This is a genomic window from Sphingobium ummariense RL-3, assembly GCF_000447205.1.
Taxonomy (GTDB): domain Bacteria; phylum Pseudomonadota; class Alphaproteobacteria; order Sphingomonadales; family Sphingomonadaceae; genus Sphingobium; species Sphingobium ummariense.
In genome coordinates, this window is record NZ_AUWY01000121.1 from 1 (window position 1) to 18,876 (window position 18,876).

20 protein-coding genes are annotated in these 18,876 nt (G+C 61.0%); 7 read left to right on the forward strand and 13 right to left on the reverse strand.

The genetic code is table 11. The annotated features are described in order from the left end of the window. Positions 1 to 168: 168 nt before the first annotated feature. Positions 169 to 1,518, reverse strand: a complete 1,350-nt coding sequence (locus tag M529_RS43980; protein ID WP_013039775.1) for an IS1380-like element ISSp1 family transposase — start codon at positions 1,516 to 1,518, stop codon at positions 169 to 171. Between the two features lie 205 nt (positions 1,519 to 1,723). Between M529_RS43980 and M529_RS43985 the strand changes: the two genes are divergently transcribed. Next, complete coding sequence (locus M529_RS43985) at positions 1,724 to 2,824, forward strand: lipase family protein (protein ID WP_021319600.1); 1,101 nt, start codon at positions 1,724 to 1,726, stop codon at positions 2,822 to 2,824. Positions 2,825 to 3,223: 399 nt separating this feature from the next. On the opposite strand, the gene M529_RS43990 is transcribed toward M529_RS43985, so the two are convergent. Both M529_RS43990 and M529_RS43995 read right to left on the reverse strand, forming a co-directional pair. Next, positions 3,224 to 4,786 (reverse strand): glycoside hydrolase family 43 protein, encoded by a 1,563-nt coding sequence (locus M529_RS43990; protein WP_236617729.1) that lies wholly within the window; start codon positions 4,784 to 4,786, stop codon positions 3,224 to 3,226. A 31-nt stretch (positions 4,787 to 4,817) separates the two neighbouring features. Further along, positions 4,818 to 6,161 carry a DUF1593 domain-containing protein gene (locus tag M529_RS43995; protein ID WP_236617730.1) on the reverse strand — a complete coding sequence of 448 codons (1,344 nt, stop codon included), beginning with the start codon at positions 6,159 to 6,161 and terminating at the stop codon, positions 4,818 to 4,820. Positions 6,162 to 6,588: 427 nt separating this feature from the next. On the opposite strand from M529_RS43995, the gene M529_RS44000 reads away from it, so the two are divergent. Then, complete coding sequence (locus tag M529_RS44000; protein WP_021319603.1) at positions 6,589 to 7,725, forward strand: GGDEF domain-containing protein; 1,137 nt, start codon at positions 6,589 to 6,591, stop codon at positions 7,723 to 7,725. A gap of 368 nt (positions 7,726 to 8,093) precedes the next feature. Here M529_RS44000 and htpG read toward each other — a convergent pair whose 3' ends face one another. Beyond that, positions 8,094 to 9,980 carry a molecular chaperone HtpG gene (htpG, locus tag M529_RS44005; protein WP_021319604.1) on the reverse strand — a complete coding sequence of 629 codons (1,887 nt, stop codon included), beginning with the start codon at positions 9,978 to 9,980 and terminating at the stop codon, positions 8,094 to 8,096. A 182-nt stretch (positions 9,981 to 10,162) separates the two neighbouring features. Here htpG and M529_RS44010 point away from each other — a divergent pair, with 182 nt between their 5' ends. The 3 genes from M529_RS44010 (at position 10,163) to M529_RS50030 (ending at position 11,398) form a co-directional block, all read left to right on the forward strand. Next, complete coding sequence (locus tag M529_RS44010; protein WP_021319605.1) at positions 10,163 to 10,960, forward strand: S1/P1 nuclease; 798 nt, start codon at positions 10,163 to 10,165, stop codon at positions 10,958 to 10,960. Positions 10,961 to 10,962: 2 nt separating this feature from the next. Beyond that, positions 10,963 to 11,163, forward strand: a complete 201-nt coding sequence (locus tag M529_RS44015) for a DUF5818 domain-containing protein (RefSeq protein WP_031295506.1) — start codon at positions 10,963 to 10,965, stop codon at positions 11,161 to 11,163. 94 nt (positions 11,164 to 11,257) lie between these two features. Next, positions 11,258 to 11,398, forward strand: a complete 141-nt coding sequence (locus M529_RS50030; protein WP_021319607.1) for a hypothetical protein — start codon at positions 11,258 to 11,260, stop codon at positions 11,396 to 11,398. Positions 11,399 to 11,480: 82 nt separating this feature from the next. Here the strand turns inward: M529_RS50030 and M529_RS44025 are convergent, their stop codons facing one another. The 9 genes from M529_RS44025 to M529_RS50410 form a co-directional block, all read right to left on the reverse strand. Beyond that, positions 11,481 to 11,714 (reverse strand): hypothetical protein, encoded by a 234-nt coding sequence (locus M529_RS44025; protein WP_021319608.1) that lies wholly within the window; start codon positions 11,712 to 11,714, stop codon positions 11,481 to 11,483. A gap of 11 nt (positions 11,715 to 11,725) precedes the next feature. Continuing rightward, positions 11,726 to 11,971, reverse strand: a complete 246-nt coding sequence (locus tag M529_RS44030) for a hypothetical protein (RefSeq protein WP_021319609.1) — start codon at positions 11,969 to 11,971, stop codon at positions 11,726 to 11,728. Between the two features lie 118 nt (positions 11,972 to 12,089). Continuing rightward, positions 12,090 to 12,515, reverse strand: a complete 426-nt coding sequence (locus tag M529_RS47860) for a hypothetical protein (protein ID WP_152522656.1) — start codon at positions 12,513 to 12,515, stop codon at positions 12,090 to 12,092. A 132-nt stretch (positions 12,516 to 12,647) separates the two neighbouring features. Then, a complete protein-coding gene (locus M529_RS44040) occupies positions 12,648 to 13,034 on the reverse strand; it encodes a hypothetical protein (RefSeq protein WP_021319611.1) in 387 nt (128 codons plus the stop codon). Positions 13,035 to 13,062: 28 nt separating this feature from the next. After that, on the reverse strand, positions 13,063 to 13,692 hold the full coding sequence (locus M529_RS44045; RefSeq protein ID WP_051184098.1) for a hypothetical protein: 630 nt from the start codon (positions 13,690 to 13,692) through the stop codon (positions 13,063 to 13,065). 292 nt (positions 13,693 to 13,984) lie between these two features. Beyond that, a complete protein-coding gene (locus tag M529_RS44050) occupies positions 13,985 to 14,464 on the reverse strand; it encodes a MucR family transcriptional regulator (protein ID WP_021319613.1) in 480 nt (159 codons plus the stop codon). 138 nt (positions 14,465 to 14,602) lie between these two features. Next, complete coding sequence (locus M529_RS44055) at positions 14,603 to 16,270, reverse strand: recombinase family protein (protein ID WP_021319614.1); 1,668 nt, start codon at positions 16,268 to 16,270, stop codon at positions 14,603 to 14,605. After that, positions 16,267 to 16,680: a DUF2924 domain-containing protein gene (locus M529_RS44060; RefSeq protein WP_021319615.1), complete on the reverse strand. Its 414-nt coding sequence runs from the start codon at positions 16,678 to 16,680 to the stop codon at positions 16,267 to 16,269. Before M529_RS44060 ends, M529_RS44055 begins: the two co-directional genes overlap by 4 nt. Further along, positions 16,680 to 17,129, reverse strand: coding sequence for a DUF3489 domain-containing protein (locus M529_RS50410; protein WP_021319616.1), 450 nt, complete (start codon positions 17,127 to 17,129; stop codon positions 16,680 to 16,682). The genes M529_RS44060 and M529_RS50410 overlap by 1 nt, the downstream gene beginning before the upstream one ends. 455 nt (positions 17,130 to 17,584) lie before the next feature. On the opposite strand from M529_RS50410, the gene M529_RS44070 reads away from it, so the two are divergent. Both M529_RS44070 and M529_RS44075 read left to right on the forward strand, forming a co-directional pair. Further along, positions 17,585 to 18,403 carry an SDR family oxidoreductase gene (locus M529_RS44070; protein ID WP_021319617.1) on the forward strand — a complete coding sequence of 273 codons (819 nt, stop codon included), beginning with the start codon at positions 17,585 to 17,587 and terminating at the stop codon, positions 18,401 to 18,403. Between the two features lie 32 nt (positions 18,404 to 18,435). Then, positions 18,436 to 18,870: a GlcG/HbpS family heme-binding protein gene (locus M529_RS44075; RefSeq protein ID WP_021319618.1), complete on the forward strand. Its 435-nt coding sequence runs from the start codon at positions 18,436 to 18,438 to the stop codon at positions 18,868 to 18,870. Positions 18,871 to 18,876: the final 6 nt, after the last annotated feature.

Below are 18,876 nucleotides of genomic sequence, written 5' to 3' on the forward strand. Positions count from 1 at the left end.
CCTCTCTTATTCACGACGCTCGGTTTCGGGCCCGCTCTGGGCATTTGCTGCGGCTGGCTGTATTGCGCGGACGACCGGCATCGCTGGCGTTTGTTTCACCGCATTCGGATTGATGGGCTTTTCGGGTTGAAGGGCTGGGCTCGGAGTTCTGCGGCGCTGCCGCATGGGCTACGTCGGCGCAGGCTTCAGCCGGAGAACGAGGGCGCGGAACAGGTCGGCATCCGGACAGGCGGAAGCGAAGGCAATGCGGATGCGGCTAGCACTTTCTACGACGCGCGCAGCGACCTTGAGCAGCCGCAGGCGCAAGGTGGTAAACTCCGCGCTTGCCAGAGCAGCGGTCCTGGGCATCGCCTGCTGGATGCGCCATAGCAGCCAGTATGCGGCAGTGTGCAGTATCAGGCGCATCTGATTGGCATTGGCCGAGCGGCACGAGGTTCGGTCGCTGGCGAGCTGGGACTTGTGGCGCTTGATCAGGTTCTCGGCCTGACCACGCGCGCAGTAGAGCGTGTCGTAGATGTGCTCGGCCGATCCTGTTGCCAACGAGGTGACGACATAGCGGATGTCCATGCCCAGCGTGCTGGCCTCGATCCGTGCAACGACGCGACGCTGGCACTTCCAGGTCTTTGCCCCATAGCGGGTCTCGGCATAGTTGCGCAGGACGGGACACTGACGCTGGGCGCGCTTGACCGCGCAGGCATCGGCGACCGCAACAATGGCGGGATCGGCGCGCAGCGCTGAATTGGTGGGCAGGCCGAACACGTAATCGACGCGGGCCGCATCGCAGTAGGCCATGACCTCGGGTCGACCATAGTGCCCGTCGCCGCGGATAGTGATGTGGGTATCGGGCCAATTACGGCGCAGGTGACGCACCAGGCGTCGGATGTGCCCCGCCGCCTCCTTTCCAGAAGGCGTCTTGCCTGTGCGCAGCAGCATGGCCACCGGCCTGCCGGTCGCGGTGTCGTAGATATGGATCGGTAGGAAGCAGCGCTCCCCATGATGCCCGTTCCAGAACGAGAGCTGTTGATAGCCATGCACGACGTCGCACGTGTCGTCGATATCCAGCGTGACCGCTGTCGGAGGGGCGGGATAGCTGGCGCAGTAGATGTCGATCATCGCGGCCATCATGCTGGCCAGTTCGCGCGTAGTCGGTGCATTTTCCCACCGGCTCATCGTCGGTTGGCTGGCCAGCCCCGCGCCCGATTCCGGCAGCTTGCCGAGCGCCAGGCGGAAGCCTGGATCGTCGCGCAGAGCATCGAGATCATCGGCATCCTCATAGCCGCACGCAATCGCGAACACACGGGCACGCAGAATGTCATCCAGGCGATGGATCACCCGCGCTGGATCGCGCGGATCGGCAATACAAGCCGCCAGGCGCTGGCAAATCCCCATCGCGCGCTCGGCCTGTGCAAGCAGTAGAACACCGCCATCCGAGGTAAGCCGGCCACCGTCGAACGCAGCTGTGATTTTCTTGCGGCCGACTGCTGGGAATCCAAATGAGCTTGCGATATCATCGTTCATGGCGGGTGTGGCCCGTGGCATTTTCTGCCCTGCGGCAGGTTCGGCTTAGACACCCAGTTCCTAATTCAGATCAGAGGCTTACGCCACTCCCGCCAACCCTTCAGGACACTTTTGGTGAATAAGGCGGGCTAAGAATATGGGCGCAATGCAAGCGTGAGGACGTGGCGCAGATTCTGAAGCTTCTTTGGAACTATAACAGCACGCCATGAGTATGCCCGAAGCGCCAGAGCAAGCGTGGAAGGCGGAGGTCGTTCGACGCCTCGAACAGGGGGACGGCCTCGAATTCACCTTAGCGCAGTTCGCGCAGACAGTTGGCACCACCGTTGAAGATCAAGCGCTCCGGATTTTTCTTGGTCAGGCCGTCGCCTCAGGAGCAGCCAAAAAGATCGAAGCCTATCGGTGCCCGATATCTAGTTGCAAAAGAGTCCTCAGTTCTGCGGGCGCGCCCTACACTATCTGCCCTCATTGTTCGACCGACTACCTCAAAGAGGGCGTGGAGCCCCTCGTTGAACTCTTCTATCGGCTCGTTGGCGAGAACAGCCGCGATATCAGGTGGATGATTATCGTTCACGGCATGAACAGCCGCGCCAAATGGCAGGAGGAATTCAGCTGGCAAATCGCCAATCGACTTCGCTACTCCGCGCCGGTCCTGATCTACAAATATGGTTGGGCGACGATTGATGTGCTCGTTAGATGGCTGCACCGGCGCCTGGCGAAGCGGCTTGGCGAGCGAATGAGGATCGCGATCACGCAGGCGCTAGCAAGCCAGCGGCCTTCCAAGCCTGATATCATTGCCCACAGCTTCGGCACATATCTATTGTCGCTTGTGCTAGACGATCCGAACTTCGAGGACTTGAATTTCGGGCGGGTCATTACCGCAGGAAGCATTATTCCTCCCGACTTCGACTGGGATCGTCTTATCGCGAGCGGCCGTGTGGAAGCCGTACTCAATCATGTGGGGGCGAAGGATACCGCCGTGCCAGCCGCTCAGTTTGCGATTCCGGGCACAGGCCCTGGCGGCAGGATCGGCTATCTCGCGAAGAACGCTGTCAACGTTTGCGAGCCGACCTTCCGGCATTCGGACTTCTTTGAGCCAGAGAATCTGTGCGCTCAGATCGCCGACGGCGGCTTGTGGCACAATTTTCTTACCCACCCCCTGGAGCACTTCGCTCCTCAAAGAGGTTTTGCCCCATCTCGATGGAAACGCGCGCCGCTTGCAGTGCGGGCGGCGACGCGCATTCTGGGATACGCGCTCTTCGCTCTCGCCGCTCCGTTCTCGTGGTTGCGGCGTCAGGTTGACCCATGATCGTTGCCAAAAGAAGCTATGCGGCGACCAGCCAACATCGCCGATGTCGGACGTAACGGACATTCACCAGGTGATAGGAACGAACGTCCGCTTTCGTGCGTCACAACGGTCGGCCCGTATGACCGGAATTGGGGCGCGTTGCTGACAGACGACTTCGCGCTGAGCGAATGCCTGGTTCTGGCGGAAGCTGCCGTTCAAGGCCCCTTCGGGCAACGACGCATTTTGGTCGGCAGCTGCCCGGAGATAGCAGATAGAAGTCTACTATTGGGGATCGAAAATCGGGCAGTGAGTGCCCAGCACGAGCCAATCAAATCCGACGTTGTTTGCCGAATTTCCTGCTCGGTCGCGCCACTTTATCGCAGGCTAAAATCACCTATCAGCTGACAGCCCAAGGCCATTTCATCGCGCAAAGCGCCAGTGATCGAAATCCAATAGCGGGCGGTCGCCGGTCCCCCTGAAGATGAGGTAGAGATCGCGGGTGCCGATCGCGCCTTTGACGGGGGTTGCGCGTTCCTGCCACTGACCAACAGCACCTGTCTCACCAACCTGAAGCGTTCCGATCACCGGGCCGTCAATCCGGTCCAGGCGCAGTTCCATGGCCGAGCCGGGCGCGCCGTTCGCAACGGTTGCGAAAAAGCGGTTCGCCCCGGGTGCGCCAAAGTCCACCCCTGCAACCTTGATGAAGGTGCGGTCGAGCGTTCGGGTCACGTAAACGCCTTTGGAGGGGTCGCCCGCGGTCGTAACGCCAGGCGCCCAATTATAGGATCGATCGCGATTGCGCTTGATCCGCGAAGTCCAGGCGATCGTCTCCGCTTCTACTCGCTTATAGGGATTGAGTGCCTCAATCTGCGGCGCGCTGGTCACATCCCACCAGTGCAGGTTGGGGATGGTCCCGTCCGCATTGTAGCTGAACTTTGCCACATTCACGGATCGCCGCTCATGATGAATCGGCGTCACCGCAAAGTTCAGCTCATAGTGGAAGCCGAACAGGTACGAACCACCCTTGTAATCGATGATGCCAGGATGATTGCCGGTGGCGCGCGCGTCATGATCCATGATGGGTCCCTTGTAGGTCCAAGGCCCGGTCGGCTTGTCACTCATCGCATAGCCGATCCCTTCGGAGCAGCAGGTCGATGCGAAGGCCATGTAATAGCGATTGTCGCGCTTAAAGAACCACGGCCCCTCCTGATAATCAAGGATGCGATCAACCTTGATAATTGGTCCGGAATAGGAGGTCATGTCCTTGTTGAGCTTGACGTACCAGAGGTCGGGGTTGCCCCAGTAGAGATAGGCCTGCCCGTCATCATCGATCCAGACCGTCGGATCGATGAAGCCATCTTGAGCGGCGATCAGCGGTTTGCCCAACACATCGACGAATGGCCCTTCCGGTTTGTCGGCAACGGCCACCGCGATGACGTTCTTCGGCGATCCCGCCACGCTGATCGGAGCATAGAGGTAGAATTTTCCACCACGCTCGACCACCTGTGGCGCCCAGGCATCGTTTGTCTGGACCGCCCATGGGAAGGTCTTGAGCGATGCGACCGTTCCGCGATCCGTCCAATTGACCATGTCGGTTGAGCTGTAGAGCAGCCAGTCGCGCATCTTGAAGCCCGTGGCATCGTCCTCATCATGGCTGGTGTAGAGATAGACGACGCCATCATGCACCAGGGGGGCGGGATCGGCGGTGAAGCGGGTCTGGACGATGGGCGGCCCAGGCTGCGCGATGGCCGGCAACGTCACGGTGGGGGCGGGAAGTGCTGCAAGGCCCACCCACAACAAGCGATTCAATCTTTTCATCAGAACTGCACCTTCGTAGCTTTGCCGTTGTAGAAAATGACCTTGATCGTCGCCAGCATATCCATGCCCTCCCCTCTTCCGACGCACCAACTTGACCTCGCCGTGGAAGCGGATCTGGAACGGCCGACGCTCAGGCCCTGGTCGCGTCGTGCCATACCAGATCATAGGTGGCGAAGGCTGCCGCCAACTTTTTCGACTATGGTTCGATAGTGACGATCACCCTGGCGTAGCGGGTCAGCGGCGGAGACCCCTTATCCGTCACAGCCAAGATGAAATGCGCGTCCTTTGGCGCTTCGACCTTGGGAGCAGTGAAATCGACCGTGTGGATATTGGGCGAGATACCGGACGTGATCGCGCTGCTCCAGCCTCCGACCTCAGGGTAATGGAACCAGTAGTAGCTGAGGTTATCGCCATCCGGGTCAGTCGATCCAGCAGCGCTCAGAACGAAGCGCTGCCCGCCTCTCACCGTCATGCGGGCTGGGCTCGCAAGTTTCACGACCGGCGGATGGTTGGCATCCTTATAGGCTTTGGTCGACCAGTCCATGCGCGCAGCAAAGTCGTTCTGGAAATCGGCGCGCCAACGCCATAGCGTCGCGCGGAAGTCCTTGTACGATCGATCGCCCGGCACCATTGCCCGGCCTACATCATTATGGATCAGCGGCGTGACATTGTCTGTCGCATTCGTCCAGATTGCCCGCGTTTCCGCTTCGATCGGTACGCCGCCGGTGAAGCCGGATGGATCCGTCATCTGCCGCGAAGGCGTGTAGAGTTCATAGCGTCCGCCCCATCCGCCCCAGTCCGGGCGCTCCGGATTGCTGAGGCCGTTAGGGATCAGCGAGAGATAGGCGGGCGTATCGCCCTCCATACCATAGGCAACGTCGGGATAAACCGCACCAAGTGGACCATGGCCCTGTTGGATATGGTCGTGCAGCCAGTCGTTGGAGATGACGTCATTGTCAGCTCCATCGATGCGCGCATGAATGCCGGTCCATGTACCGGCACCATAGCCGCCTGGGCTAACGATATAGAAGAGGTTAGGGAAAGTCTTGCGGATCCAGGCGCCGCTATCGTCCTGATCGGAGATGGTGTAAACACGCAGCCTAGCGAGCAGTCGCTCGACCTCTTCCGGTGATCGGCTTTCCTTCAGGCTATGGAGAGCCTGAGCCAGCGTATTGGCGCCGCCCCATACGGACACCCAGAGCGGGCGTGGATCGTTACGTTCCAACGCCTCCACGATAAGGCGCGATCCGGCGGTATAGCGGCCACTTCCCACCAGGGCCATGCCATAGCCAGGTTGGCCGTCCCGCACCAGAGACGCCAGCCTCGCCGCAGCAGGGTAGCCGGGCTCATGCAACGCCAGATTGGGCTGCACCTTGCCGTAAGCGTCGATGATCCGCCGAATGGAATCCGGGTGGATCGCGTTTTTCATATGGATGGAGGTCGTCGCCACCAACCCCTCAATGTCGATCTGATTGGCGTAGAGGAACAGGCGGATAAAGGACTGGGTATCGTCCGGGTCCGCCTCGATGTCGCTCAACACGATAAGGCGCTGCTTTGCTCCAGTCGAAAGGGCAGAAGGTGACAGGGAGGAGACGGGAGGAGTGCGCGCCGCGGCCGCCAATGCCGCAACCGGCGCTTGCTGGGCCGCGGCCGATATTGGAACCGCGGCACTTGCCAATGCTAGCGCGAAATGCATTTTCACCCACGGCTCTCCCCGGTCAGCCCTTCGACATGATGCGGCGAAGCCGTAGAAGATTACTCCGACCATTTCTATGGAAATGCCCTCCGCTTCGTCTCAACTTCAGCAGTGCATGTGCCGTCTTAAAGGGTTCGCCTCTGATCCACGCAATGTCTCAACTCGGCGCATGATTAACCCTTTTTGAATAGGTTTCGGTCACCTTTCGGCTATGGTTCAACCTGCCGTAGACATATCGGGCCGAGCAAGGCTTAGCTGCCGACTTCGGGCGGTGCAGTGGTTCTTTAAGCCGGCGAATGAGGTTGACGAGGCCGGCCGCGAGTTTTTGCTAGCGCAACTTCTCACCTCGCCATTGGCCGCGCTGATGGGATCCTTTTGCGCGCTGACCATCGAACTGGTTGCATGGCATCGCAGCGGACAGTCGATCTACTGGTTCTTCATCTCAAGCGAGGTGGCGATTGCTGCCTGTCGAGTGATAGAATGGCAAGGTCGGACCCAGCGGCTGTCGGCCAGCTCAACTCACCTGCCGACGATTGACAGGTCCGTTCTTTTGTCCGTCCTATGGTGCACCTTGCAGGGTTTGCTTGCATTCACCGTCATTTCCTCAGGGGATCTTGTCCTTAGCGTCCTTTCGGCGACACTCGTTATGGCAATGGTCGGACCGATCTGCGCGCGTAACTATGCCGCTCCGCGCTTTGCGTTCCTGCTTGTGCTACTTTGTGACATCCCGTTCGTGGCCGGCGCGTTCACATCTGGCGAGCCATGGCTCCTGGTGATCCTCCCGATCACGCCACCATTTTTGCTGGGTGCAATGCAGATCATCATGACCTTTCATCGGTCGATGTTGCAAACCCTGGCAGCGCAGGCCCGCGCCCGCCATCTGGCCGAGCACGACTGGCTTACCGGCGTCCTCAACCGACAAGGGATGGATCAGGCCCTCAGCCGGATAGTTCCTGACGCGGAGCGGCAAATGGCGCTCATCAGCATCGACCTCGATGGCTTCAAGGAAGTGAACGATCGTTTCGGGCATGGTGCTGGAGACCTCCTGCTCACCCAAGTGGCACATCGACTGCGTGACGCACTTCGCGAGGATGATTTATTAGCGCGCATCGGAGGCGACGAATTCATGGTTGTAGTGCGGGGAATGGTGCCAGACCAGATCGGCCCACTTGCCGACCGACTGATTGCTGCCATTTCTCGCCACTCCTATGAAACTGGCCAAGGCATTCCAGCTCGGGTTGGCGCCAGTATCGGCTTCGCGTGTCTGCCCGAAGACGCTGCAAATACCGTGGAACTGCGGCTTAGGGCAGACGAAGCTCTTTACGCCGCCAAGGATGCAGGAAAAGGCGTTGGAAGACGTTACGGTAGACTTGCTGCCGCGGCACCGCCCTTCTCTCAGACGGCTTAGAGGCGCCATTCTCCCGGCGGGAATGGAAGAGTCCTGGGGTAGCTGACGCTTGAGACCTGATTGGCATCGTACATCATCTGCTCTGCAGCGCTTCGCGGTCCGGCGTATGCTAGGCACGATGGAGGTCTGCTCGGCTTGTCCAGTGCAGCGGTAACGACGACGCGACAGCAAACCCGCCCAAAAGCGATCGACCTATGCATCACCAGGTTTCTAGCTAGCTATTTTGGGCTTTTCAGAGCCTAGCCAAGCGATGGCGATGATCCAGGAAGTGTATGTTCATCGCATCTCGATCCCATCCGTAAAGTCTATCGAGCCGTTGAACGCCGAGATCAAGGGCAGCCGGGGAGCAGGAGGGCTCCCCATGAACATCACCCCAAAGCCCTCGTCATCAAACGCTCCAACCGCTCGGCGAAGGCCCGCGGATCGGCCGGGGGGTCGCCTTCGGCAATGCGGGCCTCGTCAAGCAGCAGGAATGCGATGTCGCGTCGCCCGTCGTCATCGTCGCCGACCTGACCCAGCTTCGCGATGAGAGCATGACCGGCGTTCACCTCCAGTACCGGCTTAGCCCGCTCTGGTGCGCGACCGGCCGAGGCCAGCATCTTTTCCAACTGCAGATCCATGGCATTCTCGGCCGCAACGATGCAGACCGCGCTGCTGGTCAGGCGATCCGAAATCCGGACATCGGACACATGGTCTGCCAACGCGTCCTTGGCAAAGGCAATGAAGCTGCTGGCCTCTTCGCTCGGCGCGGCAGCGCTGCTGCTCCCTTCGGCCAGGGGTATGAGGCTCAGATCTGCTGCCCCTTGCGTGACAGACTTGAAGGGCTTCCCCTCATAATCGACGCCCATCGTCGTCCAGAAGCTGTCGACCTGATCGGGGAGCAGCAGGACCTCGATGCCCCGGGCCTTGAATCCCTCGATCTGCGGGGACTGCGCGATCCGGTCCAGATCATTGCCGGTGGCGTAGTAGATCGCTGTCTGGTTTTCTTTCAAAGAACCCATATAGTCCTTGAGCGAACGCCACGTGCCGTTGGATGTCGTGCTCTTGAACCGGGCGAGGCCCAGCAGTTGGTCACGTCGTTCGTAATCCTCGTAGAGCCCTTCCTTTATTACCGGTCCGAAATTCTCCCAGATGGCGGCATAGCGTTCCGGGTCACTGGCGGCGAGCTTGGCCAGTTCGGAGAGGATGCGGTTGCTGACGCCCTTCTGAATGGCCGACAGGACAGGGCTGTCCTGGATCATCTCGCGTGACATGTTGAGCGCAAGGTCGGCGGAATCCACAAGGCCGCGCACGAAACGCAGATAGCGCGGCAGAATCTCCGCCTCATCCGTGATGAACACACGGCGCACATAGAGCTTGATTCGGCCCTTGCGGTCAGGATCGAACAGATCGAAAGGCTTGGTTTCGGGGATGAAGGTCAGGACCGAATATTCGTGTCGCCCCTCCGCCCGGTAGTGCAGCGTCAGGGCCGGCTTGTCGAACTGCCCCGCCACGCTGCGGTAGAAGTCGGCATAATCGTCCTCGCTGATGTCGGACTTTGCCCTGGTCCACAGCGCTATGCCATCGGCCACCTGCCGCGGTTCATCCGCGCTTCCGGCTTCGTGGAGAAAGATGGGCACTGGGACATGGCCCGATTGCGCCTTGACGATACGCTCCACGGTGTAGCGCTCGGCATAAGTTTTGGCATCGTCGAGCAGATGAAGCGTGACGCGCGTGCCCCGCGCGGGCGCCGCTTCCGGATCGGCCGGCGCGATCGTATAGGTACCCAGGCCATCGGAGGACCAGGTGGCTGCATCCGCCTCGCCGGCGCGGCGGGAAACAACCTCTACCTTCCCCGCAACCATGAACGCTGAATAGAAGCCGACACCGAATTGGCCGATGAGTTGTTGCCCTTCGCCATCCTTGTCCGCTGCAAGCTTGTCCATGAACGCTTTGGTGCCCGACCGCGCGATGGTACCGAGCGTTTCGGCCATGTCGGCGGCGGTCATCCCAATCCCATTATCCTCAATGACCAGCGTACCGGCTTCCTTGTCCAGTGTAAGGCTGATGCGTGCTTGCGGATCGTCGCCCAGCAGGGCCGGGTTCGAGATCGCTTCGTAACGCAGTTTCTCGCAGGCATCGGCAGCGTTGGAAATCAGTTCGCGGAGAAACACGTCCCGGTCGGAATAGACCGAATGGACCATCATGTGCAGGAGCTTCGAAACATCTGCCTCGAAGGCGCGGGTTTCAGGGGCGGTAACAGTATCCGTTGTCATCGTCTCTTGGGCTCTCGCGTTTACTGGATTGTTGGAAGCAGATGGATGGCATGGCGTTGCCGTTCAAGAGATCGATGTGCATTGCATATGATGCAGGACGTCGTCATCGCGCGGTGAAGCAGATGCGAGCTGCTTTTCCGGCGGGACTTTCCTCCTGTGAAAAAGATAGCCACAAGCAGCCCATGCGTCGCCTTCTGCTCCTCCCCCTCTCCCTGCTGTTCACCTCGCCCGCTCATGCTTGGGGACCGATCGGACATCGGATCACGGGCGCGATCGCCGATCAGAATCTGAGCGGCGCGGCCCGAGCGCATGTTCGCATCCTGCTGGGAGTGGAAGATCTTGCGCAAGACGCTACGTGGGCCGACGACATGCGCTCCGATCCCGCCGAGTTCTGGCAGAAGACCGCAAGCCCCTGGCATTATGTCACCGTCCGGGAGGGAGACCATTATAGGGCTTCCGACGCCCCGCCCGAGGGCGACGCGATGACCGCATTGACGAAGTTCACCACCACCCTGCGCGATCCCAAGGCTTCGGAAGACGACAAGCGGCTGGCGCTGCGCTTCATCGTGCATATCATCGGCGATCTCCATCAGCCGCTGCATGTCGGCGGTGGCGACGATCGGGGTGGAAACGACTTCAAGGTGACATGGTTCGGCAGATCCACCAATCTGCATTCCGTCTGGGATTCAGGGCTGATCGAGCAGCGCTCCCTCTCCTATTCCGAATATGCCGGCTGGCTTTCCCGTTCGATCGAGCCGGGCCAGGTCATCGCCTGGAGTGATTCCGGCCCTGCGGCCTGGATGCGCGAAAGCATAGCACTTCGAAAGACGGTTTATCCCGCAGATCCCAGTCTCTCCTGGGACTATGCCTATCAGCATCGCGCAGAACTCGATGATCGGCTGAAACGCGCGGGCATCCGGATCGCGGCCTATCTGAACTGGCTGTTCGATCCCCGGATGACCGAAGCCGGACGAAAATAGAAATGCCCAGAGGCACTCGCCACGAACTTACCGGGGTGCTGCTCGACGATGGTTTCTATCCGGTGCTGCGCGTGCGGGATGGCGGCGAATGGCGGCTGGATATGAGCCAACGCTATCGGCACCTTCTGGGACGCCAAGTGCGGGTCGTGGGGATCCGCGACGATTTCGACCTGTTGGCGGTGGAGGAAATTGGTCCGGCGTAAAAGGCCTGTCCTATTCGAATAGTTTTTGTTCTCCTGCCTGCATGAAGCGTGATCCCGATCTGATTCGCGACCTCATGGGGATGGGAGCGTCGGCATGAACCTCACCGACGAGCGGATCCGGCTCGGCGCCGCGATGATGCTCCTCAAGCGACATGGCGATCGCGCACCGATGATGCTCGCAAACCGCATCGGAGAACTGGCGCTTGAAGGGGATGAGGTTGGCATCGCTGTCTGACAAGACATTGCCCGCCATATGAACGACATTCTGCGCGCCGGGCCACTTCAGTGACGGTTCGGCCTGACATCCGTCCGTGGAATTATCGTTCGGTGGCAATGATCGGATGGCTGATCCGGAGATCATCGATCAGTCGCTCGATGGCTTCCATCTCGAGCCGGGTGCCGACGGGATTCACTGCCCAATTGCAATGCGGATGCGTAGCGAGGCTGTACAGCCGCACCGGCCCGATGCGCTTGCGCCACTGATGTTTGGTCCCGCCCTTATCACGGACCAGGCGCGCAACGAGCAGGTCGATCACTTGGTCGGCCGTCATGATGGCTTTGCCTATTCCATCATGTCCATGAAGTTGCGAGCAGCCTCGCGATCGGCGGAATCCTCAAAGGCGGTTTCCAGGTCCGGCGCCGATCCCAGAAGGAACAGCAGCGACCAGAGCGCAAAGCGCCTTCCCCGATCGGTCTCCAGACCAAGATCGACCCGCATGCGCTCAACCCCTGCCGCGATCGCCGCCTCGGGGATGGCATTCATATCCGTGTTCCCGAAATACCGGTGGAGTTGGTCGTCAAAGTCCATGATGAAGGGAATGGCTCCTGTATCGCCCGATGGGTGAACGGCTTAGCCAGTTCGAACGGGCCAGTCCATCGACCCGCAGGACGACGCCGCATCCCTGCGTCGACGCAGGGGCTTATGGTCAGTTCGCTATCACCAGCGGTGAGGCATTCTTAGGAGGCTCTCCTTCCGCAATATAGCCATGAATGATATCCCCTGCCTTGAAAGCAGCGTTGCCGCCTTTGGTCAGAAGGCCCAGGAGGCCGAAGCCCAAAACCCCAAGCACGACGCCTCCCGTGTTGGCGTCACCCTCAGCACCTTTGGTTCCGCTCAGTGTCACCGGTCCCCATCGAGTTTCCACGTGAAGAAGGCGCAGGCTGAGTTGCCCCTTCCCTCCTGCGGCACTGGTACCCTGAACCGCGATGATCTCGCCCCAGGCCGTGGCTCCCACCGGGATGACTGTCACACCGTCCAGCATGACAGGAGAATTGACGCGCAGCTTGAACCTCTCGCCCGCCTTTGCGGATCTGCTGTTCACTTCCCGGATCACCATCAATTCGATGTCCATGCCCCGCGTCCAGCGTGGCGGCTGTTCCGATGAGATCGCAACAGTCGCCGGCGATGCGTGCTCCTCCCGAGCCGCCTCCGGCTGAGCTGTCAGAAGCTGAAGCGCCGTCAGGAGCACCACATTCGGCATCGTTCAGTTGCCGGCAGCAGCAACGGGTGCTGGAACTGCGTCAGCGGACAGGAACTTAACCGCGACACCCGTTGCGTTGGCCTTGCCCCAGCTGAATGCGGTCACGTGGGCGTCGCCATATTGCGCCTTCACCACCGCATCGGCGCCAAGTTTCCGCGCGCGTTCCCATAGCTCCTTGTAGATTTTTTCCTGGGAAGGCGATTTACTGAAGACGGTCGCCTTGCGTACCCCGGCCTTCACTTCTCCCAGAACCTTGTAGGGGCGGTCCGTGATATCATAGGGAAATACAGGAACCCCTACATCTTCGTTGACGAGCGGCGCAGATGGAGCCGCCTGGGCCATAACGGGACCGGGTGCAGCAACCAGTACGGCAAAAAATATCGAGCGCATGATCTCTCCTGGCAAAAATGAGCTTCAGTTACTGGCCTACCGCTCCAGCGGCCGCGGCTGTGGTGGGCGTGTCCTTCGGGGGCGCGAGTGGAACGGTCATAGCCGTAGCGGGCGTAGCGTCCGCGAAGACGAGCGGCACATCTTCACCAATGAAGCCCTTGACCTGGGATCCCGCTGCTATCCGGGCGCTGGTGCCCGTCGTGAAAAAACCCACCACGGGAACGAGGGCGACGGCCGCGACCACGCCTGCTGTCCCGGTGACGCCCTTGTCGTCGAAGGTGCCACTCAACCTGATCTGTCGGCCGTTGACGCTCACATAAAGAAGCGATGCAGTCAGATGTCCCGACTTGCCCCACATACCTTTGTTGCGAACCTCGGTGACCTCGCCCATTGCGGGCGATCCGACGGGTATCACGACCTGACCGCCGACGGCGACCGGCTCGACCACAGAAAGCCGGAAATGCTGACCGACGCGCAACTTCTTGCCTTCGGTCGTAAGCCCTTCTTCAAGCTTCAGCTGAACTTCCGTGCCGGTACGAAGGATATTGCTGGAAGCCTGGCCGGTAACGAGTGGTACCGGGGTCACCGGAGCGAGCTGCGCATATCCCTGAGACGACAAAGCAATCGCGCACGTGAGCGCGACATACATCATTCGCATTGATTCCCCCCAAATCTGGCCTTCCCCAAGGCCACTTCTCAGGTGGATTCCACCAGGGAGGAAGTCAAGCGCTCTTTCCGAAGCGGAAATGAAGTGCCAGTGTCAGCATGGCAGCTGCCAAAAGTAGCGTCTTCATCTGACGGCCGACAGCAGGAAGCTTAGGCTGCTCCTTCTACAGCTGCGATACGGCACCCAGGCAGGTAGCGTCTGTTCATCCACTTTTTGAGCTACAAATACGAACGAACCAGATTTTGGTCAGTTTGCCAGTGCCGACGAGAGCTATGACAATTGATCAGGCCGGGGCCGGCTTTGCCCTGGGCTTGCGGCCGCGCCTGGCAGGCACTTTGACGGTGGGTTCGGGCGCGGTGGCTTTTGCTTTGCGGCCCAGGCCGATCTTCTTCGCGAGCGCGCGACGCTGCTCGGTATAGGCTGGCGCCGTCATCGGGTAATCCTTGGGAAGGCCAAATGTCTCCCTGTAGCTCTCGGGCGTATAGCCGTTCTGCGACAGATGGCGCCTCAGCATCTTGTAGGGCTTTCCATCGATCATACTGACGATGTAATCATGCTTGAGAGACGAGCGGATCGACACTGCACCCTTGGGCTTATCCTCGACCGGTTCGGGCGCTTTCACAAGGCTATGGAGCGCGCCGTGCACATTGGCGATGAGGTTCGCGACATCGCCCACAGCTACGCTGTTATGACCGACATGGGCGGCAACAATGTCGGCCGTCAGGGTGATAAGCAGTTCCTTATTGTCCATATTCTCGTTCATGCATCGCGCCCCTATTGTCTGATCAAAAAATGATCTAGACGCTCGCCGCGTCGATGTCGAGCAGGTCAACTTCGATTATTTGCGGCTTCTATGTTAATCTACTTTATCTAATACGACCGAATAGTTGCTGTCCGAAACCTACCTGAGAACTTGATTTAGCAGAAAGCACTGCCGTTGGTCGCTCCAGAGCGTCGAGATGGCGCCTGGGGCGAGCAGCGTGCCGCCGTCAACGCCCGCCTTCTGCTTGCCCTTGAGAATTGCGCCTACAATCTCGGGCGAGAGGAACGCCAGGCGCAGCACGCGCGTGATCCAGGCGTTGCTGACCTTCTCCGGCTCGGCAAGCCGGGTGATGTCGATGTGCTCGTTGCGCAGGACATGCCAGTAGCGATGCGCGGTGGCGATGAGCTTGACCAGCGACTGCCCACTCGTCTCGGCGGGTGCCGTGCCATCCTCCCGCACCAGCCGCATGGCAAGGCCCGTGCGGGCCAGACGGACATGGGAGATGAGCTCCATTGTGGAGCAAGTGCCTTCTGCTGGCGTGCTACCCAATAGTTCGGCGATAACGGCGGTATCGCATGTCAGAACGATCCTATCCCGCTCAACCCTGACCGTCACGAGGAGCTTGCGTATTATGTCACAGTCCATGCCGCGAATGCGCGCCGCGAGGCCCCTCCCCCTCTGGTCGAGCGTCGTGATGCCGGCGCTCTCGATCGGAAGCCTGGCTGACGCCAGCAGCGCCAGGGGATCGTCGAAGGCCTGCGCCAGCCGCTCAGCCACCGCCGCCTCGATCTCTCTGGCTGGTATGCGAAGCCCCTCGTCCGCCCTCTTCTCGTGCAGGGCCTTGCCGACATAATAGCGGTAGCGGCGCTTGTCCTTGACCGCATGGCTGGAGACCAGAGGAACGCCCGCCTCGTCGATGACGATGCCGGCAAGCAGGCTTGCCTGCCTGGCGCGGGTGGGCGATCGCTTGCCTCTGACATTGTCCGCGAGCCTGGCCTGCACCTGGTCCCAGATGTTTCGGTCGAGGATGGCGGGATGAAGCCCGGGATAGATGCTGTCCTTGTGCTGGACCTCGCCAAGATAAGTCCGGCATTTGAACATGAGGTAGAGCTGCCCCCGGGTGAAGGCCCCTCCCCCGATCCGCTTGCCCGTCGCGGTCTCGCGCACCGGGCTGTGCAGCCCCTCGCGGTCGAGTGCTTGTGCCAGCAGCCTTACATTACCGACCTCGAGGTAGCGGGCGAAGATGTGCCGGACCAGTGCGGCATACTCCTGGACGATGGCGAGAGAGCGGCCATCGGGCCTGTAGCCCAAAGGCGGTATGCCGCCCATCCACATGCCCTTCGCCTTGGAGGCGGCAATCTTGTCGCGGATACGCTCAGCGGTAACCTCTCGCTCGAACTGGGCGAAGGAGAGCAGCATGTTCAAGGTCAGCCTTCCCATGCTGGTGGTGGTGTTGAACGCCTGGGTCACCGAGACGAACGACACCTCGGCCTTGTCGAAGGCCTCGACCAACTTCGCGAAGTCGAGCAGCGAGGGGGTGAGGCGATCGACCTTGTAGACGACGATGATGTCGATAAGTCCTTTGGCTATATCGACCATCAGCGCCTTGAGGCCGGGCCGCTCCAGCGTTCCACCCGAAATGCCGCCATCGTCGTAGCGGGTCTTGACCTCGACCCAGCCTTCGCTGGCCTGGGAGAGGATATAGGCGGCGCAGGCCTCCCGCTGGGCATCGAGCGAGTTGAAGCTTTGCTCCAGCCCCTCCTCGCTCGACTTGCAGGTGTAGATGGCGCAGCGCACAGACATCATGCCGCGATCCGCTTCTTGAGGCCGAAGAAGGCAGGCCCCGACCATCTCGTGCCGGTGATGGCGCGGGCGACCTCGGAGAGGCTGTTCCACTCCTTGTCATTCCAGCGGATGACCTTGTCATCGCCGATGGTCACCACATGGGCAGTGCCGTTCCATTCCCGTACCAGCCGCATGCCCCCGCGTGCTGGGCTGGTACGGGTCTTTCCCTGGGCCACCTGGGCCAGCATCTGGCGCAGCCCGCGCGGGAGGCCGCCATAGGCTCTGGCCTGGATCTCCCAGGCGAGCGCCAAACGCGTCATGGCGGGGCTGATCCTGGGCGCTTGCGTGCCGGTGACGCGCCGCCATTCCTCGCGCAGGGCGCTGGAGGACAGAGCTTCCAGCGCCGCGATCTTCTGCTCGACCGAAGACATCAGGCGACAGCCGCGATGCTGTAGCAGGTGACCTCGTCGCGCTTGCCGCGTTCGACCGCATGACCCTTCTTGCGCAGGCCGGTCAGCGCCGCCCGCACCGTGTGGGGCAGCCAGCCGGTGGCCGAGATCAGCTCGGGAAGCGTTGCTCCACCCTCACGCCGGAGCAGCGCGAGCAACATGCCAGCCTTGGTCTCGCGCCTGGCGACCGGCACTGGCGAGGATGGAGCATCGGCTGCGGCCGGCGGTTCGACATCAACAACGGGCGCATCCGGCTCCACGCCGATGGCGGCGAGGCCGGCGGGCGTCACATAGAGGCCATAGCGTACATCGCCGTCGGAGCGATGAAGCTGGGCGGCATCGTTGGTCTCGCGCTCTTCAACATAGCCGCGGCGCAGCAGCGCGCCGATCGCCTTGGCGGCCCGAGCCGGATGCGATGCGCTGGCCGGCAAGGGATAGATGCTCCCTTCTCCCGCGCGGCGACGGAGGAGAGCAGGATGGATTGCAGATCGGATAGCTTGGTCATGGATGGTGCTCCTTTACAGAGCGGCGCCACTGCCGCTCCCACCAACCACAGCCCCGACCATCCGCATGGATCAGGGCAGGCACCGTCCGTCAACTCGGGCGGCCCGATTCAGTGAGCACGCTGTCGCTCTGGTTGAAGTGGAAGTCGAGCAAGATCTGCCGGATAGGAGGCGTTCGGCGCGAACGTCCCGCTGAGCTTAGGGCGGTTCCAAGTGCCGGTTCAACGTGCCGGTTCAAAGTACGATAGCACGATAGGACAGGTCAACTCTGCCACCGCAATCGAGCGACAATCCCCGCAAGGTACGAAAAGCGACCCACGCCGGGCTCGACTACTTCCCACTCATCGGACGCAATCGAGCGCCGAGAGCCAAGGAGAAGTAGCATGACGACGAAGAAGACCATCCTCATCACCGGCGCCGGCTCGGGCTTCGGTAAGGGCGCCGCCATCGGCATGGCGAAGAACGGCCATGACATCATCGCGACCGTGCACGTGTCCTCGCAGGTCACACCGCTGCGCGAGGAAGTGGCGGCACTAGGCCTGTCCGACCGCATCCGTGTCGAGCGCCTCGACCTTGACGATCCCTATGACATCAAGCAGGCCTTGAAGTGGGACATCGACATCCTCTGGAACAATGCCGGCATGGGCGAAGCTGGCCCGGTCTGGGAAATCCCCGTCGACCTGGTCCGCCGCAATTATGAGGTGAACGTGTTCCTGCCGCTGGTGCTGACCCAGGGCGTTGTCCAGCGCTGGGTGCGCGAGGGCAAGGCCCAAGGCAAGAAGGTGGTCTTCACCTCCTCCATGGGCGGCCTGTTTACCCCGGCCAACTGGGGCACCTATGTCTCGACCAAGCATGCTCTGGAGGCCTTCGCCGAGGCGATGCAGCAGGAACTGAGCGCCTATGGAGTCAAGGTCCAGACGATCAATCCGGGCGCCTACTATACCGGCTATAATGAGACTATGGCGGACAATCCGTTCCGCTGGCTCGACGACGAGGTGAACTTCACCAAGCGTGCCGACCTTCGCAAGGGCTTCGACGACTTTTTCGCCACGCCCGAGGGCAAGATGGACCCCCAGGAGATGATCGATCGCATGATCGAGATCGTCCCGGCAGACGAGGGCAAATTCCGCAACGTCGTCCCCCAGGCGATCGAGGACATGCTGAAGGACCATCAGCTCGCCGCCTGGGAAAACCGCGTCTGATCCGCCTCCTCCGGCCATGGCACCGAGATGCCATGGCCGGACGGTCCGTTCCGAAAGGATATTGCCATGAGCATCACCAGCATTCAGGCCGAAACGCTCTCGCCGCGGCCCGGCAGGCCGCCGACCGGATCGGCATTCCCATGAACATCGCCGTCTATGACGAGGGCGCCAATCTCAAGGCCTTCGCCCGCATGGACGGCGCGCTACTCGGCTCGGCCGACATCGCGATGAACAAGGCGCGCACCGCCGCGCTCTTCGGATTTAACACCGAGACGCTGTACGACTTCGTGAAGCCGGGCGGTACCTCGCCGGGCTTCGACCGGACCAATGGCGGCTTGATCGTCTTTGCAGGCGGCATCCCGGTACGCGACGGCGAAGGCCGGCTGATCGGCGCGGTGGGCGTTTCCGGCGGCGCGGTCGACCAGGATCAAGCAGTGGCGCAGGCGGCCGTAGCCGCGCTGGCATGAAGGGAG